Below are 17,668 nucleotides of genomic sequence, written 5' to 3'. Positions count from 1 at the left end.
ACCCGCCGGGGTCCGTACGGACCTCGGTGGGCAGCCGCTCCCTGGTCTGGGCACATATGTGCAGCACGCGAGTGGCCCACCGGCCGGTCCCGCCGCTCGTCTGCCACGGCGGGTGGTGGTGGGCTGCCCGCGACACCGGTCGACGGTGCGCGACGCTCCTGGAACCCCCGAGGGGGCTCCGGCCGGGTGTCCCGTTCTGACTGCGCGGGACTCGGCACTCCGAGCGAGTTTACAGGGTGTTCAGGACCGCTTGCGACCGAGGTGCTTGCGGGTCCACTCCACGGCGTCGGCGTACCGCGCCTCGGCGCCGTGCCGGGTCGGGGTGTAGTACTCGCGGTCCTTGAGGGCGTCCGGGGCGTACTGCTGGGCGGCGATGCCCTCGGGCAGGTCGTGCGGGTAGACGTAGCCCTGGCCGTGGCCGAGCTTGCCGGCGCCCTGGTAGTGGCTGTCGCGCAGATGCGCCGGCACCGGCCCGGCCAGTCCCTTGCGTACGTCCTCCAGGGCGGCGCCGATGGCGGTGGTCGCGGCGTTGGACTTCGGGGCGAGGGCGAGGGCGATGGTGGCGTGGCTGAGGGTGAGGGCGGCCTCGGGGAAGCCGATCATGGCGACGGCCTGGGCGGCGGCGACGGCGATCGGCAGGGCGCTGGGGTCGGCGAGCCCGATGTCCTCGCTGGCGGAGATCATCAGGCGGCGGGCGATGAACCGGGGGTCCTCGCCGGCCTCGATCATGCGGGCGAGGTAGTGCAGGGCGGCGTCGACGTCGGAGCCGCGGATGGACTTGATCAGGGCGCTGGCGACGTCGTAGTGCTGGTCGCCGTCCCGGTCGTACTTCACGGCCGCCCGGTCGACCGTCTCCTCCAGGGTGGCCAGCGCGATCTCGCTCTCGCCCTTGTCCAGGGCGGCCCCGGCGGCGGCCTCCAGGGCGGTCAGCGCGCGGCGGGCGTCGCCGCCGGCGATGCGCAGCAGGTGGTCCTCGGTGTCCTCGGGGAGCGTGACGGCGCCCTTGAGGCCCCGTTCGTCGGTGAGGGCGCGGCGGAGCAGGCCCCGGACGTCGTCGTCGGTGAGGGGTTCGAGGGTGAGCAGCAGGGAGCGGGAGAGCAGGGGGGAGATCACCGAGAAGTACGGGTTCTCCGTGGTGGCGGCGATCAGGGTCACCCAGCGGTTCTCCACGGCCGGCAGGAGGGAGTCCTGCTGGGCCTTGCTGAAGCGGTGGATCTCGTCGAGGAAGAGGACGGTCTCCTTGCCGTACCCCCCGACGGCGCGGCGGGCGCCGTCGATGACGGTGCGGACCTCCTTGACGCCGGCGGTGATCGCGGACAGCTCCACGAACCGCTTGTTGGTCGCCTTGGAGACCACGTACGCCAGGGTCGTCTTGCCGGTGCCGGGCGGCCCCCAGAGGATCACCGAGGAGGGGCCCGCGGGGCCGGTGGCGCCCTCGCCGACCAGGCGGCGCAGGGGGGAGCCGGGCTTCAGCAGGTGCTGCTGGCCGACCACCTCGTCGAGGGTGCGCGGGCGCATCCGGACGGCCAGCGGGCTGCCGGCGGGGTCCTTCTCCTGGCGTTCTTCTGCTGCGGCGGTGAACAGGTCGGGCTCCACGTCAAGAACCCTAAATCACCGCACCGACAACGCGGGCGGCGCGTCAGCTCGTCCAGAAGTCCCACCAGCGGGTCAGGATCAGCATCCCGATGATGCCGATGTGCAGCACCGGCAGGACCCAGGTGAACTCGCCGAAGAAGCCGCGCAGCCAGCCCGGCGCGGGCAGGAAGCCCTTGCGGACGTTGAAGGAGGTCACGTACCAGAACATGACGATCGTGGCGACCCAGGCCAGGCAGCACCACAGGCACAGGGCGTTGATCCGGTACAGGGACTGGAACATCAGCCAGGCGCAGAAGCCGACGCCGAAGAGGGTGCCGGCGTTGAAGGTGAGCCAGTACCAGCGCGGGAAGCGGGCGCGGGCGAGCAGGCTCATGCCGACGCAGATCACGACGGCGTAGGCGGCCAGGCCGAGCATCGGGTTGGGGAAGCCGAAGGCGGACGCCTGGTCGCTCTCCATGACGCTGCCGCAGGAGACCACCGGGTTGAGGCTGCACCCGGGGGTGAAGGTGGTGCCCGCGACCTTGGCTTCGAGCAGTTTGAACTTGTCGAGCGTGATGACCCACGCGGCGAGCAGCCCGGCCGCGCCCGTGATGATCAGCAGCAGCGCGAGGGCGCGGCTGCCTCCCTCGGTACGCGGACCCGTGGAGGGGTCCGGCGAGGGACCGGGTCCGGTGGAGACGTCCCGCACTGTCGTCCTGCTCATCACGCCGATTCCGTCACTTGAGATGCGGACCTGCTTCCGACAGGGACATTGTGCCGCACCCGCGCGCGTGCGCACCGTTCGTTGCGGATAAGGAAGTCCGTGCGGGCGCTCACCGGCACGGAGCAGGGCGCCGGTTCCCCGGCGCCCTGCTCCGTCGGTGCCTGCGGCCTCAGCCGAGCCGCGACTCCAGTTCCGCCACGATCTCGTTGACGCCGATCGCCGTCTGCTCGCCGGACTCCATGTCCTTGAGCTGGACGACGCCTTCGGCCAGGTCGCGTTCGCCCAGCACCAGCGCGTAGCGGGCACCCGAGCGATGGGCGGCCTTCATCGCGGCCTTCAGGCCCTTGCCGCCGTAGGCGAAGTCGGCGGCGATGCCGTTCTTGCGCAACTCGGTGACCTTGGCGAACAGCAGGCGGCGGGCCTCCTCGCCGAGCGGCACGGCGAACACCGAGGTGGTCGGCGGCAGGTCCAGCGTCACGCCCTCGGCCTCCAGGGCGAGCACCGTGCGGTCCACGCCGAGGGCCCAGCCGACGGACGGCAGCGCGGGGCCGCCGATCATCTCCGAGAGGCCGTCGTACCGGCCGCCGCCGCCCACCGCGGACTGCGAGCCCAGCCCGTCGTGCACGAACTCGAAGGTGGTGCGGGTGTAGTAGTCCAGGCCGCGGACCAGCTTGGGGTCGTCCTCGAAGACCACCCCGGCCGCGGTGATCAGCTCGCGGACCTCCTCGTGGTACGCCTTGCAGGCGTCGCAGAGGTAGTCGCGCAGCAGGGGCGCGCCGGTGAGCTGCCGCTGGACCTCCGCGCGCTTGTCGTCCAGGACGCGCAGCGGGTTGATCTCCGCCCGGCGCAGGGTCTCCTCGTCGAGGTCGAGGCCGCGCAGGAACTCCTGGAGCGCCGCGCGGTAGACCGGCCGGCACTCCTTGTCGCCCAGGCTGTTGAGCAGGATGCGGAACCGGCTCAGGCCCAGCGAGCGGTACGCCTGGTCGGCCAGGATGATCAGCTCGGCGTCCAGCGCCGGGTCCTCCGCGCCGATCGCCTCGGCGCCGACCTGCGAGAAGTGGCGGTAACGGCCCTTCTGGGGACGCTCGTAGCGGTAGTACGAGCCCGAGTACCAGAGCTTGACCGGGAGGTTGCCGGTCTTGTGCAGGCTGGCCTCCAGGGCGGCGCGCAGCACCGAGGCGGTGCCTTCGGGGCGCAGGGCGAGCCGGTCGCCGCCCTTGGTCTCGAAGGCGTACATCTCCTTGGTGACGATGTCGGTGGACTCGCCGACACCGCGGGCGAACAGCTCGACGTTCTCGAAGCCGGGCGTCTCGATGTAGCCGTAGCCGGAGTCGCGCAGCGGGGCGGCGATCGCCTCGCGGACCGCCAGGTACGTGGCGGAGTCCGGCGGCAGCAGGTCGTAGGTGCCCTTGGGGGCCTTGAAGGTGCTCACGGGGGGTTTCTCGTCACATTCCTCGTCGGGGAGCCTCGGATGCTCCCTGGCCGGCCGCCACCTGCCGCAGGTACGGGTTGGTGGCGCGCTCCCGGCCGATGGTCGTCTGGGGGCCGTGGCCGGACAGCACCACGGTCGAGTCGTCGAGCGGCAGGCACACGCGGGCCAGCGAGTCGAGCAGCTCGGCCATGTCGCCGCCGGGCAGGTCGGTGCGTCCGATGGAGCCGGCGAACAGCAGGTCGCCCGAGAACAGCACCGGCGGCACGTCCGCCGCCTCGGGCAGGCCGAAGGTCACCGACCCCTTGGTATGGCCCGGCGCGTGCGCCACGGTCAGCTCCAGGCCCGCCAGTGCGAGCCGGGCGCCGTCGGACAGCTCCCGGACGTCGTCCGGCTCCCCCACCGTCAGCTCGCCCATCAGCGGCATCCCGATGGCACGGCCGATCCCCTTCTCGGGGTCGCTCATCATGTACCGGTCGGCGGGGTGGATCCAGGCGGGCACGTCGCTCGCGCCGCACACCGGGACGACCGAGGCCACGTGGTCGATGTGGCCGTGGGTGAGGACGACGGCGACGGGCTTGAGCCGATGCTTCTTCAGCGCCTCCTCGACTCCCTGGGCGGCCTGGTGGCCGGGGTCGATGATCACGCACTCCTCGCCGGCGGCGGGGGCGACGAGGTAGCAGTTCGTCCCCCAGGCCCCGGCGGGGAACCCGGCAATGAGCACGATCGTCCTTCGTTGTGTCGAAACGGGTGACTTGTGAACGGGCTGCGCCCGTGGTCAGAGCCTACCGGCGGTGCCGATTCCTCAGCCAACCCATATACGGTACGGGGCTAACGCAGGCGGTCGGCCCACGAGCACCCAGGCGTTCCGGTCGGCACACGAAGACGCATAGGAGACAACCCGGTGGTCAGCCAGGAGCAGCGGCGGCGTCAGCTCGCCCGGGAGAAGTTCTTGCGCCAGCAGCAGCGGCGCACCGCCGCGCGCCGCAAGGCGCGGGTGCGCAACACGGTGATCGCGTCGGTGCTCGGCGTGGTCCTGGTGGGCAGCCTCGCGCTGTACACCACCGGGACCCTCAAGGGCGACGACGACAAGGCCAACGCGAGCGCGGAGGCCACCCCGAGCGCGTCGGCGACCAGCAAGGCGCCCGATCCGTGCGACAAGCCGGCGGCGGGCAAGCCGGCGACGAAGACGTGGAAGAAGGAGCCGGCGATGTCGATCGACAAGTCGGCGGACTACACCCTGAAGCTGGACACGACGTGCGGTGAGATAGACGTCGCGCTGAAGACCGCGGCCGCGCCGCACACGGTCAACTCGTTCGACTTCCTCGCCGGGAAGGGCTACTTCGACCACACCAAGTGCCACCGGCTCACCACCAACGGCATCTACGTGCTCCAGTGCGGCGACCCCACCGGGCAGGGCACCGGCGGCCCGGGCTACACGATCCCGGACGAGAACCTGAAGGACAAAAGCCTGAAGGACAACACCTACCCGGCGGGCACGGTCGCCATGGCCAACACCGGTCAGAAGAACACCGGCGGCAGCCAGTTCTTCCTGGTCTACCAGGACAGCAAGCTCCCGCCGAGCTACACCCCGTTCGGTACGGTCTCGGACGCCGGCATGAAGGTGCTGAAGAAGATCGCCAAGGCCGGCGAGAGCACCGGCGCCGGTGACGGGGCGCCGAACGCGACGGTCGTGATCGACAAGGCGACCGTCACGAAATCCTGACCGCCAACTGCGGAATTTCGGTCGCGCGGGATGCGGACAGGCCACCCGCCGGTCGCCTATGTTGGCCGTGACGAAACTGTGGACGATGCCCGGGGGTGGGAAAGCCCTCCGCAGGCATCATGTGGAGGAGGCGCTGTGAGCAGCGACCCGTGGGGCCGCGTCGACGAGACGGGGACCGTGTACGTGCGTACGGCCGACGGCGAGCAGGTCGTCGGTTCCTGGCAGGCCGGCTCCCCCGAGGAGGCGCTGGCCTACTTCGAGCGCAAGTACGAGGGCCTGGTGGTCGAGATCGGCCTCCTCGAGAAGCGTGTGCGGACCACCGACCTGTCGTCCAAGGACGCCATGGCCGCCATCGACCATCTGCGGGAGCAGGTCGACGCCCATCACGCGGTCGGCGACCTCCAGGCGCTCCGCGACAAGCTGGACAAGCTGGTCGAGCTGGTGGAGAAGCGCCGCGAGGAGCGCAAGGCGCAGCGGGCCAAGCAGTCCGACGAGGCCCGCCGGGCCAAGGAGGACCTGGTCGCCGAGGCCGAGCGGCTCGCCCAGTCCGACCAGTGGCGGGCCGCCGGTGAGCGGTTGCGGGCGCTGGTGGACACCTGGAAGGGGCTGCCGCGGCTGGACCGCAAGTCCGACGACGAGCTGTGGCACCGCTTCTCGCACGCCCGGTCGGCGTTCTCCAAGCGGCGCAAGCAGCACTTCGCGCAACTGGACGCGCAGCGCGAGGAGGCCCGCCGGATCAAGGAGCGGCTGGTCGCCGAGGCCGAGGAGCTGTCGTCCTCGACCGACTGGGGTCCGACGGCCGCGCGGTACCGCGAGCTGATGGCCGAGTGGAAGGCGGCGGGCCGGGCCCAGCGCGAGCACGAGGACGACCTGTGGAACCGCTTCCGGGGTGCCCAGGACGTGTTCTTCGCGGCCCGCAGCTCGGTGTTCGCCGAGCGCGACGCCGAGCAGGCCGAGAACCTCAAGCTCAAGGAGGAGCTGGCCGAGGAGGCCGAGAAGCTGCTGCCGATCGCGGATCTGAAGGCGGCCCGGGCGGCCTTCCGGTCGATCAACGAGCGCTGGGAGGCCATCGGCCATGTGCCGCGCGACGCCCGGCCGAAGGTCGAGGGCCGGATGCACGCCGTCGAGCGGGCGCTGCAGGAGGCCGAGGAGGCCGAGTGGCGGCGGACCAACCCGGAGGCACGCGCGCGTGCCGAGGGGCTGACCGGTCAGCTCCAGGCGGCGGTGGACAAGCTGCGCGGCCAGATCGACCAGGCGCGGGCCCAGGGCAACACCGCGCGGGCCGAGAAGCTGGAGCGTGAGCTGGAGGGCCGCCAGGCGCTGCTGGACCAGGCGCTCAAGGGCCTCCAGGAGTTCGGCGGCTGATCCGGTCCCGCGTACACCGAAGGGGCTCCCGTACGGGGGCCCCTTCCGCGTTCCCGTGCGTGCTCTGCCGGTTCTACGAGGGCCTGCGCGCCGACGTCACCCGGTACACGTCGTAGACGCCCTCCACCCCGCGCACGGCCTTCAGGACGTGGCCGAGGTGCTTCGGGTCGCCCATCTCGAAGGTGAAGCGGGAGGTGGCGACGCGGTCCCGGGAGGTCTGGACGGCGGCGGAGAGGATGTTGACGTGCTGGTCGGACAGCACCCGGGTGACGTCCGACAGCAGCCGGGAGCGGTCCAGTGCCTCGACCTGGATGGCGACCAGGAAGACCGAGGACTGGGTGGGCGCCCACTCCACGTCGAGGATGCGCTCGGGCTCGCGGGAGAGCGACTCCACGTTGACGCAGTCGCTGCGGTGCACCGAGACGCCGCTGCCGCGGGTGACGAAGCCGATGATCGGGTCGCCGGGGACGGGGGTGCAGCAGCGGGCCAGCTTGACCCACACGTCGTCCACGCCCTTGACCACGACGCCCGGGTCGGCGCTGGAGCGGCGCTTGCGGCTCCGGCCGCGCGACGGCGGGACCGCCTCGTCGATCTCCTCGGTGGCCGCCTCCTCGCCGCCGAGCGCCTGGACCAGCTTCTGCACGATGTTCTGCGCGGAGACATGGCCCTCGCCGATCGCCGCGTACAGCGCGGAGATGTCCGAGTAGCGCATCTCGTGCGCCAGCGTGACCAGGGAGTCGCCGGTCAGGATGCGCTGGATCGGCAGGTTCTGCTTGCGCATGGCGCGGACGATGGCGTCCTTGCCCTGCTCGATCGCCTCGTCGCGGCGCTCCTTGGAGAACCAGGCCCGGATCTTGTTGCGGGCGCGCGGCGACTTCACGAAGCCCAGCCAGTCGCGGGAGGGGCCCGCGCCGGCCGCCTTGGAGGTGAAGACCTCCACCAGGTCGCCGTTGTCCAGGGTGGACTCCAGCGGCACCAGCCGTCCGTTGACCCGTGCCCCTATGGTCCGGTGGCCGACCTCGGTGTGCACCGCGTACGCGAAGTCCACCGGGGTGGCCCCGGCCGGGAGCGCTATGACATCGCCCTTGGGGGTGAAGACGAAGACCTCGTTGCGGGAGAGGTCGAAGCGGAGCGACTCCAGGAACTCGCCGGGGTCCTCGGTCTCCTTCTGCCAGTCCAGCAACTGCCGCAGCCACGCCATGTCGTTGATGGCGTCCTTGTCCTTGCCGGACGCCTTCGGCACATCGGTGCGGATCTTGGAGGCGCCGGCCACGGCCTCCTGCTTGTACTTCCAGTGCGCGGCGATGCCGTACTCGGCGCGGCGGTGCATGTCGAAGGTGCGGATCTGCAGTTCGACCGGCTTGCCGTTGGGCCCGATGACCGTCGTGTGCAGCGACTGGTACATGTTGAACTTGGGCATCGCGATGTAGTCCTTGAACCGCCCGGGAACCGGGTTCCAGCGGGCGTGGACCGTGCCCAGGGCCGCGTAGCAGTCGCGGACGGTGTCCACCAGGACGCGGATGCCGACCAGGTCGTAGATCTCCGCGAAGTCGCGGCCGCGGACGATCATCTTCTGGTAGACGCTGTAGTAGTGCTTGGGGCGGCCGGTCACCGTCGCCTTGATCCGGGCGGCGCGCAGGTCCTGCTGGACCTCGTCGGTGACGATCGCGAGGTACTCGTCGCGCTTGGGGGCGCGCTCGGCGACCAGGCGGACGATCTCGTCGTACATCTTGGGGTAGAGGATCGCGAAGGCGAGGTCCTCCAGCTCCCACTTGATGGTGTTCATGCCCAGGCGGTGGGCGAGCGGCGCGTAGATCTCCAGGGTCTCGCGCGCCTTCTTCTCCTGCTTCTCGCGCTTGAGGTAGCGCATGGTGCGCATGTTGTGCAGGCGGTCGGCGAGCTTGATGACCAGGACGCGGGGGTCCTTGGCCATGGCGACCACCATCTTGCGCACGGTCTCGGCCTGCGCGGCCTCGCCGAACTTGACCTTGTCCAGCTTGGTGACGCCGTCGACCAGCAGGGCGACCACGTCGCCGAAGTCGCGGCGCAGGTCGTCCAGGCCGTACTCGGTGTCCTCGACGGTGTCGTGCAGCAGGCCCGCCATGAGCGTGGCCGGGTCCATGCCCAGCTCGGCGAGGATGGTGGTGACGGCGAGGGGGTGGGTGATGTACGGGTCGCCGCTCTTGCGCTTCTGGCCGCGGTGCCAGCGCTCGGCGACCTGGTAGGCGCGCTCGATCTGGCGCAAAGTCGCCGTTTCGATCTTCGGGTCGTTGCCGCGGACTATCCGCAGCAGCGGCTCCAGGACCGGGTTGTACGGGTTGGCTCGCTGGACGCCGAGGCGGGCGAGGCGGGCCCGGACGCGGTTGGAGGAGCCGGAGCGGGGCTGGGCGGCGGGCGCGCGGACCACGGGCGGGTTCTGCGGGCGCTCGGCGGGGGCGGCCGGCTTGGGGCGGGCCTCGGCCTTGCCGACGGGCGCGGCCGGGGCGTGCTGGATCGGCCCGCGGGTGTCGTTCGTGGCGTGCGGAGCGCTCGGTGCGGGCTTGGCCGCGGGCGCCGAGGCGGGCTCGGGCTTGGCGGCGGTCAGTGGCTGGGCCTCGTCTGGCAAGAGGACTCCTCGTGCGCGATCCGGGTCCCCCGGTCAGGCTCCGGAAACCCCATGGTAGCGATCCGGACTCGGTGGATCGCCTTCAGGACGGTGTGAAGCCCGTCCACCACGGAAACACCTGGGGCGGGCGCCGGATTCCTCCGGGCCCGCCCTCGGGTGTCGCGCCGGTGTCCCGGCGGTCGCGGCGCGGTGGCTAGACGGTGAGCAGCGCCTGGAGCGGTGCGCCGTCCAGCGCGGGTTCCAGCCGGGCCCGACCGGGCAGGAAGCCCAGCTCCATCAGGACCGCGACGCCCGCGACCGCGGCGCCGGCCCGCCGGATGAGCTGGAGCGACGCCTCGGCGGTGCCGCCGGTGGCGAGCACGTCGTCGACGACCAGCACCCGGTCGCCGGCGGCCAGGTCCTCGGCGTGGATCTCGATCTCGGCCGAGCCGTACTCCAGGTCGTACGCCTGGCTGAGGGTGGCTCCGGGGAGCTTGCCCGCCTTGCGTACGGGGATGAAGCCGAGGCCGGCGCGGACGGCGACCGGGGCGCCGAGGATGAAGCCGCGGGCCTCCAGGCCGACGACCTTGGTGGCGCCGGTGTCCTTGGCGATCCCGGCCAGCGCGTCGGTGAGCGCGGTGAACGCCTCGGGGTCGGCCAGCAGCGGGGTGATGTCCTTGAACATCACGCCCGGCTCCGGATAGTCGGCGACGTCCCGGATGCGGCTGAGCAGCAGCTCCTGCAGGCCGGTCATCGGCGCTTCCCCGAGGGTCGGCCGCGGCCCCGGGTGCGGGACGCGGGCTGGTTGCGGGGGCCGACGACGACGGTCGCGGTGTCCTCGGGCTCCTCGCCGTGCGCCTCGCCGGTCTCGTCCGCGCTCTCCAGGGAGTCGCCCTTGGCGGCGGCCTGGGCGCGCTTGGCGAGGACGCGCTTCTTGAGCGCCTTCATCTGCGGCTCGCGCTCCTTGAGGTCGGCGACGAGCGGCGTGGCGATGAAGATCGAGGAGTACGCGCCGGCCGCGAGGCCGACGAACAGCGACAGCGAGATGTCGTTCAGCATGCCGGCGCCGAGCACACCGCCGCCGATGAACAGCAGGCCCGCCACCGGCAGCAGCGCGACCACCGTGGTGTTGATGGAACGGACCAGGGTGCTGTTGATCGACCGGTTGGCGATCTCGGCGTAGGTCCAGCGGGTCTGCTTGGTGATGTCCCGGGTCTGTTCCTTGAGGCTGTCGAAGACGACGACCGTGTCGTACAGCGAGTAGCCGAGGATGGTCAGCAGACCGATCACCGTGCCCGGGGTGACCTCGAAGCCGACCAGGGCGTAGATGCCGACGGTGATGGTGATGTCGTGGATCAGGGCGACGAACGCCGCGAGCGCCATCCGCCACTCGAAGGCGATCGCCAGGTAGATCACCACCAGGACCAGGAAGATCCCCAGGCCCTGCCACGCCTTGTTGGCGATCTGGTCACCCCAACTGGGGCCGACCAGTTCGGCGTTGATCTGCTCGGCGTCGATCTTCAGATCGCGGGAGAGCTTCTCCTTGATCTGGTCCGACTTGTCGGTGTCGATCCCGGAGATCTGGATGCGCAGGCTGCCGTCGCCGAGCTTCTGCACGATCGCGTCGTGGCCGGAGGCCCGCTCCGCGTCCTCCTCGGCCCGGGAGACCGAGGCGTTGGTGTTCTTCGGGGTGGTGAAGACGGCACCGCCCTGGAACTCGATGCCCATGTGCAGGCCGCGCACCGCCAGGCCGACGATGGCCGTGATGGTGATCAGGATCGAGATGCCGTACCAGATCTTGCGGTTCTTGACGAAGCCGTAACCGACCTCGCCGTGGTGCAGTCGGGCGCCGAGGCTGCCGAGTTTCGACATCTCTCACGCCTCCTTCGGGTCGACAGGGCCGGCGGGACGGGAGGGACGACGGGTGCGGCGCAGCGGCGGCTTGGCGCCCAGGCTCCGCGGGTCGAGACCGGACCACTTGTGGCCGCTCGCGAAGAACTTCCGGCGGGCCATCAGGGTCAGCAGCGGCTTGGTGAACAGGAACACCACGACCACGTCGAGGACGGTGGTCAGACCGAGCGTGAACGCGAAGCCCTGCACCTTGCCGACGGTGACGATGAAGAGCACCGCGGCGGCCAGGAACGACACGAAGTCGGAGACCAGGATGGTGCGCCGGGCGCGCGGCCAGGCCCGCTCCACGGCGGGGCGCAGCGAGCGGCCCTCGCGGATCTCGTCCCGGACCCGTTCGAAGTACACGATGAACGAGTCCGCGGTGATGCCGATGGCGACGATGGCACCGCAGACGGCCGGCAGGTTCAGCGCGAAGCCGATGGTCGGGCCGAGCAGCGACATGATCACGTAGGTGAGGGCCGCGGAGACCAGCAGCGAGGCCATGGCGATGAAGGACAGGCCGCGGTAGTAGACCAGCAGGTAGACCACGACCAGGGCGAGGCCGATCGCGCCGGCGATCAGACCGGCCCGGAGCTGGTCGCCGCCGAGCGCGGGGGTCACCGTGGTGACGCTGTCCTCCTTGAAGCTCAGCGGCAGCGCGCCGTAGGACAGCATGTTGGCGAGGCTCTGGGCCTCCTCCTGGGTGAAGCTGCCGGAGATCTCGGCGTTGCCGCCGGTCAGCGCCTGGCTGACGTACGGGTCGGAGACGACCTCGTTGTCCAGGACGATCGCGAACTGGTTCTGCGGGGACTGGTTCTTGGCCAGCTTGCCGGTGATGTCCGCGAACTTCTTGGCGCCGCCGTCGGTGAAGTCCATGGTGACGGTCCAGCCGGCGCCGGTCTGGGTGTTGAAGACGGCCTGGGCGTCGTCGACGTCGGTGCCGTCGACCGCGGCGGGGCCGAGGATGTACTTCTGCCACTGGCCCTGGGCGTTCTGCCCGCAGGCGACGGTGGACTCGGAGGGCTTCACGCCCTCGCCGGCCTTGGCGCGGGCCGCCTTGTCGGTGCAGTCGAGCTTGGTGTACGCGGCCTGGAGCTTGCTGTCCGCGTCGCTCGCGGAGGCGCTGGCGCTCGGGGACGCGGAGGCCGAGGCGCTCGCGGAGCCGGTCGCCGACGGGGTGGCGTCGGCCTTCAGGGCGTCGGTGACCGCGCGGCCCTGGGAGGTGGAGCTCGCCGACGGCGAGGCGGAGGCGGACTCGGAGGCGGAGGGCGAGGCGCTCTCGTCGGCGCTGCCACTGGCCTTGTCCGAGGCGCTGCTGGAGGCGCTCGGGGAGGGGCTGGCCGTCGCGTCGGCACCGGAGATCTCGGTGGTGAGGACGGGCCGGAAGTAGAGCTTGGCGGTGGTGCCGACCTGGTCCCGGGCTTCCCTGCTGTTGGTGCCCTTGGGGATGTTGACGATGATGTTCTTGTCGCCCTGGGTCTGGACCTCGGCCTCCGAGACACCCAGACCGTTGACCCGGCGCTCCATGATCTCGACCGCGGTGTCCATGTTGGTCTTGTTGATCGCGGACTCCTGGCCGGGCTCCGCGACGGCCCGGAGGGTGATGCTCGTCCCGCCGGCCAGGTCGATGCCGAGACGCGGAGTGTTGTGTCCGGAGGCGAACATTCCTCCGGTGAGCGCCACGATGGCGATCAGGATCAGGGCCAGCGAGCGCCCCGGCTTGCTCTGGGCGCTCGCGTTCCGGCCCTTTTTAGGTGCTGCCACCTTCTCGTACTCCCTCTCGGGCCGCCGCACGCCGTCTTGGCGTACCGGCGGCCATGACATGGTGTCGGAATCCCGTGGGAGCCGCGCATGTCCGACGGCACGCGGGTGCGGCCCGCGTGCCCCGGGGCACGGCTACTTCGCCTCGGTGTCGCCGTCGGACTTCTTCACCGGCTCCTCGGCGGCGGGCTCGGCGGGCGCGGCGTCGGCGGCGGACTCCCCGGCCGGGTCCTTCTTGCCCAGGTCGACGGGCGTGTCGTCGGAGGCGGCGGCGTCGGGGGCGTCGGTCCCGGTGAGGGAGGAGGCGTCGTCCGGGACGAGGTCCCCGTCGGTCTTCAGGTCGTGCTCGACGCCGTGGACGATGCGGTTGTACTCGTCGTCGGTGAGGACGGCGCCGATCGAGTTCTTGGCGAAGAGCAGTTCGACGCCCGGGCCGGCGTCGAGGAGGACCGTGTCCTCGTTGACCTCCTTGACCGTCGCGTACATGCCCCCGATGGTGCGGACGCCGGAACCGGGCTGCATCTGGTTCCGCATGTCGGCGGCCTGCTGCTGCTTCTTCTTCGCCGACCGGGTCATCAGGAACATGGCCCCGATGAGCACGATGAACGGGAGGAGGGTCACGAGACTCACGGGTCGGTACTTCCTTCACACGACCGCGATGTGAGCGGCCTGATGGTTGGGGGTTGTCGTGCGCCGCTGACAAGGGCGGCATCGGCGGAGTCTAAGCGAGTCCGCGCGCATGGAACAACGCTCAGCATGGCACCGGGGTTCCTCCTCCGGCCAATGCGCTCGCCGACGGTGTGCCGTCACGCCCCGAACAGGTCCCCTTGTCCGTTTCCCGGGGTGTGCGCGCGGGGCGGGGTGAGGCCGAGGTGGGCCCAGGCGGCGGGGGTGGCGACCCGGCCGCGCGGGGTGCGGGCCAGCAGTCCCTCGCGGACCAGGAAGGGTTCGGCCACCTCCTCGACGGTCTCCCGCTCCTCCCCCACCGCGACGGCGAGGGTGGACAGGCCGACCGGGCCGCCGCCGAACAGCTTCAGCAGGGCGTCCAGCACGGCCCGGTCCAGGCGGTCCAGGCCGCGGGCGTCGACCTCGTAGACGGCGAGGGCCGCCGCGGCGATCTCCCGGGTGATCACGCCGTCGGCCTTGACCTGGGCGTAGTCGCGGACCCGGCGCAGCAGCCGGTTGGCGATGCGGGGGGTGCCGCGGGAGCGGCCGGCGATCTCGGCGGCGCCGGCGGTGTCGATCTCGACGTCGAGCAGGCCGGCCGAGCGGTGCACGACCCGCTCCAGCTCGGTGGGCTCGTAGAACTCCATGTGGGCGGTGAAGCCGAACCGGTCGCGCAGCGGGGGCGGCAGCAGGCCGGCCCGGGTGGTGGCGCCGACCAGGGTGAACGGGGGCAGCTCCAGGGGGATGGCGGTGGCGCCGGGGCCCTTGCCGACGATGACGTCGACGCGGAAGTCCTCCATCGCCATGTAGAGCATCTCCTCGGCGGGGCGGGACATGCGGTGGATCTCGTCGAGGAAGAGGACCTCGCCCTCCTGGAGGGAGGAGAGGATCGCGGCGAGGTCGCCGGCGTGCTGGATGGCGGGGCCGGAGGTGATGCGGATGGGGGCGCCCATCTCGGCCGCGATGATCATCGACAGGGTGGTCTTGCCGAGGCCGGGGGCGCCGGAGAGCAGCACGTGGTCGGCGGTGGCGCCGCGGGCGCGGGCGGCGCGCAGGACGAGGTCCAACTGCTCGCGGACCTTCTCCTGCCCGATGAACTCGCCGAGGTCCTTGGGGCGCAGGGCGGCCTCGACGGCCTGGTCCTCGCGGTCGGCGACCGGGCCGACCAGCCGCTCGCCGGCGGCGTCGGTGTCGGGGTCGGTCGTGTCGTCCCAGTTCATGAGTGGTCTGCCTCGGTTCTCGCTACGGACGGGCGGGCGCGGTGACCGCTGCCTATCGGGTGCGGTTCAGCGTCTGGAGGGCCGCCTTGAGCAACTGGCCCACCGGGGGCGGGCCGCCGGCGGCCTCCGCCTGCGGGGCGACGGCGGTCACGGCCTCGTCGGCCTCCCGGGTGGCGTACCCGAGGCCGATCAGGGCGGCGTGCAACTGGTCGCGCCATCCGGTGCTGACCGAGGCGCCGACGGCGGGGGCGCCGACCGGCTCGCCGAGCCGGTCCTTCAGTTCGAGCAGGAGCTTCTGGGCGCCCTTCTTGCCGATGCCGGGGACGGCGGTCAGGGCCTTCTCGTCGCCGGTGGAGACGGCTCTGCGCAGGGCGTCGGGGCTGTGCACGGCCAGCATGGCCTGGGCGAGGCGGGGGCCGACGCCGCTGGCGGTCTGGAGCAACTGGAAGACCTGGCGCTCGTCGTCGTCGGCGAAGCCGTACAGGGTGAGGGAGTCCTCGCGGACCACCAGGGAGGTGGCGAGCCTGGCGGGCTTGCCGACGCGCAGCCCGGAGAGGGTGTTCGGCGTGCACTGGACGGCCATGCCGACGCCGCCGACCTCGATCACCGCGGCGTCGGGGGCGAGGGCGGCGACGGTGCCGCTGACGAAGGCGATCATGCGGGGCGGCCTTTCGGTACTTCGCGTACGGGCGGTACGGAGCGGGCGTGCAGGGCGGCGGCCTGCTGGAGGCGGTTCTGCGCGGGGGCGCGCCAGATGTGGCAGATGGCGAGGGCGAGGGCGTCGGCGGCGTCCGCGGGCTTCGGGGGCGCGGCCAGCCGCAGCAGCCGGGTGACCATGGCGCCGACCTGGGCCTTGTCGGCGCGTCCGGAGCCGGTGACGGCGGCCTTGACCTCGCTGGGGGTGTGCAGGGCGACGGGCAGGCCGCGCCGGGAGGCGCACAGGATGGCGACGGCGCTGGCCTGGGCGGTGCCCATCACGGTGCGCACGTTGTGCTGGCTGAAGACGCGCTCCACGGCGACGTACTCCGGGCGGTGCTCGTCCAGCCAGCGCTCGATGCCCTCCTCGACGGCGACCAGGCGCCGGCCGAGGTCGGCGTCGGCGGGGGTGCGCACGACGCCGACGCCGAGCATGGTCAGCGGCCGGCCCGCCACGCCCTCGACCACGCCGACCCCGCAGCGGGTCAGCCCCGGGTCGACCCCCAGTACGCGCACGCGGCCCCTCCCATCGATCACCTGTTTGTGCAGGCTATCGGGTGGCACTGACAAAGCGACGGGCCGACGGGTGTGTCCCGTCGGCCCGTGGAGTCCGTACGCGCTAGGCGTCGACCTTCTCCATGACCTCGTCGCTGACGTCGAAGTTGGCGAAGACGTTCTGCACGTCGTCGCTGTCCTCCAGCGCGTCGATCAGCTTGAAGATCTTCCGGGCGCCCTCCTCGTCCAGCTCGACCTGCATGGTCGGGACGAAGTTGGCGTCCGCCGACTCGTAGTCGATGCCGGCGTCCTGCAGGGCGGTGCGGACCGCGACCAGGTCGGTGGCCTCGCTGATCACCTCGAAGGTCTCGCCGAGGTCGTTGACCTCCTCGGCGCCCGCGTCCAGCACGGCGGCCAGGACGTCGTCCTCGGTCAGCTCGCCCTTGGGGACGATCACCACGCCCTTGCGGTTGAACAGGTACGACACCGAACCGGGGTCGGCCATGGAACCGCCGTTGCGGGTCATGGCGACGCGCACGTCGGAGGCGGCGCGGTTGCGGTTGTCGGTGAGGCACTCGATGAGCACCGCGACGCCGTTCGGCCCGTAGCCCTCGTACATGATCGTCTCGTAGTCGGCGCCGCCGGCTTCGAGACCGGCGCCGCGCTTGACCGCGGAGTCGATGTTCTTGTTCGGGACCGACTGCTTCTTGGCCTTCTGGATGGCGTCGTACAGCGTCGGGTTGCCGTCGACATCGGCGCCGCCCATCCGGGCCGCCACCTCGATGTTCTTGATCAGCTTCGCGAAGAGCTTGCCGCGCTTGGCATCGATGACGGCCTTCTTGTGCTTCGTCGTGGCCCATTTAGAGTGGCCGGACATCTGCCTGTCTCCTTCGCGTAACCCATCTACTGAACGAACCCCAGAGATCCTACAAGGACTCCGCCGTCCGGTCGGCGCGCACCATGTCGACGAACAGGGCGTGCACGCGGTGGTCGCCGGTCAGCTCCGGGTGGAAGGACGTGGCCAGCGCGTTGCCCTGGCGGACGGCGACGATGTGCCCGTCGTGCTCGGCCAGCACCTCGGCGTCCGCGCCCACGGACTCCACCCAGGGGGCGCGGATGAAGACGCCCTCCACAGGATCGCCCGCGACGCCCTTGACGTCGAGGGCCGCCTCGAAGGACTCGTTCTGCCGGCCGAAGGCGTTGCGGCGCACGATCATGTCGATGCCGCCGATGGTCTCCTGGCCGGAGCGCGGGTCGAGGATCTTGTCGGCGAGCAGGATCATGCCGGCGCAGGTGCCGTAGACGGGCATGCCGTCCCGCACGCGCGCGCGGAGGGGGTCCATCACCCCGAAGAGGACGGCCAGCTTGGAGATGGTGGTGGACTCGCCGCCGGGGACGACCAGGCCGTCCAGCCCGGCGAGTTCGTCGGGGCGCCGGACCGGCCTGGCCACGGCGTCGGCCGCGGCCAGGGCGACGAGGTGCTCCCGTACGTCGCCCTGGAGGGCCAGGACGCCGATCACTGGGGTGTCGCTCATGG

The 17,668-nt window shown here is 71.3% G+C and carries 16 protein-coding genes; 2 read left to right on the top strand and 14 right to left on the bottom strand.

Annotation, left to right across the window (positions count from 1 at the left end):
• Positions 1-240 precede the first annotated feature (240 nt).
• From IE316_RS23495 to IE316_RS23480, 4 genes are all read right to left on the bottom strand, one after another.
• On the bottom strand, positions 241-1,596 hold the full coding sequence (locus tag IE316_RS23495) for a replication-associated recombination protein A (RefSeq protein WP_190206424.1): 1,356 nt from the start codon (positions 1,594-1,596) through the stop codon (positions 241-243).
• Between the two features lie 43 nt (positions 1,597-1,639).
• Positions 1,640-2,299 carry a vitamin K epoxide reductase family protein gene (locus IE316_RS23490; protein WP_190206423.1) on the bottom strand — a complete coding sequence of 220 codons (660 nt, stop codon included), beginning with the start codon at positions 2,297-2,299 and terminating at the stop codon, positions 1,640-1,642.
• A 169-nt stretch (positions 2,300-2,468) separates the two neighbouring features.
• A complete protein-coding gene (gene hisS / locus IE316_RS23485) occupies positions 2,469-3,731 on the bottom strand; it encodes a histidine--tRNA ligase (RefSeq protein ID WP_190206422.1) in 1,263 nt (420 codons plus the stop codon).
• Between the two features lie 13 nt (positions 3,732-3,744).
• Complete coding sequence (locus IE316_RS23480; protein WP_190206421.1) at positions 3,745-4,452, bottom strand: MBL fold metallo-hydrolase; 708 nt, start codon at positions 4,450-4,452, stop codon at positions 3,745-3,747.
• Positions 4,453-4,632: 180 nt separating this feature from the next.
• Between IE316_RS23480 and IE316_RS23475 the strand changes: the two genes are divergently transcribed.
• Both IE316_RS23475 and IE316_RS23470 read left to right on the top strand, forming a co-directional pair.
• The gene (locus IE316_RS23475; RefSeq protein ID WP_190206420.1) at positions 4,633-5,454 is read left to right on the top strand and encodes a peptidylprolyl isomerase; all 822 of its coding nucleotides are present in this window, start codon (positions 4,633-4,635) and stop codon (positions 5,452-5,454) included.
• A 135-nt stretch (positions 5,455-5,589) separates the two neighbouring features.
• Positions 5,590-6,819: a DUF349 domain-containing protein gene (locus tag IE316_RS23470; protein WP_190206419.1), complete on the top strand. Its 1,230-nt coding sequence runs from the start codon at positions 5,590-5,592 to the stop codon at positions 6,817-6,819.
• A gap of 73 nt (positions 6,820-6,892) precedes the next feature.
• Here the strand turns inward: IE316_RS23470 and relA are convergent, their stop codons facing one another.
• The 10 genes from relA to pdxT form a co-directional block, all read right to left on the bottom strand.
• Positions 6,893-9,424 (bottom strand): GTP pyrophosphokinase, encoded by a 2,532-nt coding sequence (gene relA / locus IE316_RS23465; RefSeq protein ID WP_190206418.1) that lies wholly within the window; start codon positions 9,422-9,424, stop codon positions 6,893-6,895.
• 193 nt (positions 9,425-9,617) lie between these two features.
• Complete coding sequence (locus IE316_RS23460; protein WP_190206417.1) at positions 9,618-10,157, bottom strand: adenine phosphoribosyltransferase; 540 nt, start codon at positions 10,155-10,157, stop codon at positions 9,618-9,620.
• The gene (secF, locus tag IE316_RS23455; protein ID WP_190206416.1) at positions 10,154-11,275 is read right to left on the bottom strand and encodes a protein translocase subunit SecF; all 1,122 of its coding nucleotides are present in this window, start codon (positions 11,273-11,275) and stop codon (positions 10,154-10,156) included. The genes IE316_RS23460 and secF overlap by 4 nt, the downstream gene beginning before the upstream one ends.
• A 3-nt stretch (positions 11,276-11,278) precedes the next feature.
• Positions 11,279-13,057 carry a protein translocase subunit SecD gene (secD, locus tag IE316_RS23450; protein ID WP_190206415.1) on the bottom strand — a complete coding sequence of 593 codons (1,779 nt, stop codon included), beginning with the start codon at positions 13,055-13,057 and terminating at the stop codon, positions 11,279-11,281.
• Positions 13,058-13,189: 132 nt separating this feature from the next.
• On the bottom strand, positions 13,190-13,684 hold the full coding sequence (gene yajC, locus IE316_RS23445) for a preprotein translocase subunit YajC (RefSeq protein WP_190206414.1): 495 nt from the start codon (positions 13,682-13,684) through the stop codon (positions 13,190-13,192).
• A gap of 176 nt (positions 13,685-13,860) precedes the next feature.
• The gene (gene ruvB, locus IE316_RS23440; protein WP_190206413.1) at positions 13,861-14,940 is read right to left on the bottom strand and encodes a Holliday junction branch migration DNA helicase RuvB; all 1,080 of its coding nucleotides are present in this window, start codon (positions 14,938-14,940) and stop codon (positions 13,861-13,863) included.
• Between the two features lie 52 nt (positions 14,941-14,992).
• Complete coding sequence (gene ruvA / locus IE316_RS23435) at positions 14,993-15,598, bottom strand: Holliday junction branch migration protein RuvA (RefSeq protein ID WP_190206412.1); 606 nt, start codon at positions 15,596-15,598, stop codon at positions 14,993-14,995.
• Positions 15,595-16,152 carry a crossover junction endodeoxyribonuclease RuvC gene (ruvC, locus tag IE316_RS23430; protein ID WP_190206411.1) on the bottom strand — a complete coding sequence of 186 codons (558 nt, stop codon included), beginning with the start codon at positions 16,150-16,152 and terminating at the stop codon, positions 15,595-15,597. Before ruvC ends, ruvA begins: the two co-directional genes overlap by 4 nt.
• A gap of 103 nt (positions 16,153-16,255) precedes the next feature.
• Positions 16,256-17,008, bottom strand: coding sequence for a YebC/PmpR family DNA-binding transcriptional regulator (locus IE316_RS23425; RefSeq protein ID WP_190206410.1), 753 nt, complete (start codon positions 17,006-17,008; stop codon positions 16,256-16,258).
• Between the two features lie 49 nt (positions 17,009-17,057).
• The gene (gene pdxT, locus IE316_RS23420) at positions 17,058-17,666 is read right to left on the bottom strand and encodes a pyridoxal 5'-phosphate synthase glutaminase subunit PdxT (RefSeq protein ID WP_190206409.1); all 609 of its coding nucleotides are present in this window, start codon (positions 17,664-17,666) and stop codon (positions 17,058-17,060) included.
• Positions 17,667-17,668 lie beyond the last annotated feature (2 nt).

This window comes from Streptomyces fumanus, from assembly GCF_014655295.1.
In the GTDB taxonomy this organism is placed as follows: domain Bacteria; phylum Actinomycetota; class Actinomycetes; order Streptomycetales; family Streptomycetaceae; genus Streptomyces; species Streptomyces fumanus.
Note: the sequence above shows the minus strand (reverse complement) of the source record. Positions and strands in the feature narration are given on the sequence as shown.

What these genes read in the sequence shown, in the direction of transcription:
- IE316_RS23490 (WP_190206423.1), bottom strand. Translation starts at nt 2,299, where the DNA reads ATGAGCAGGACGACAGTGCGGGACGTCTCCACCGGACCCGGTCCCTCG.
- IE316_RS23460 (WP_190206417.1), bottom strand. Translation starts at nt 10,157, where the DNA reads ATGACCGGCCTGCAGGAGCTGCTGCTCAGCCGCATCCGGGACGTCGCC.
- secF (WP_190206416.1), bottom strand. Translation starts at nt 11,275, where the DNA reads ATGTCGAAACTCGGCAGCCTCGGCGCCCGACTGCACCACGGCGAGGTC.
- ruvB (WP_190206413.1), bottom strand. Translation starts at nt 14,940, where the DNA reads ATGAACTGGGACGACACGACCGACCCCGACACCGACGCCGCCGGCGAG.
- ruvA (WP_190206412.1), bottom strand. Translation starts at nt 15,598, where the DNA reads ATGATCGCCTTCGTCAGCGGCACCGTCGCCGCCCTCGCCCCCGACGCC.
- IE316_RS23425 (WP_190206410.1), bottom strand. Translation starts at nt 17,008, where the DNA reads ATGTCCGGCCACTCTAAATGGGCCACGACGAAGCACAAGAAGGCCGTC.
- pdxT (WP_190206409.1), bottom strand. Translation starts at nt 17,666, where the DNA reads ATGAGCGACACCCCAGTGATCGGCGTCCTGGCCCTCCAGGGCGACGTA.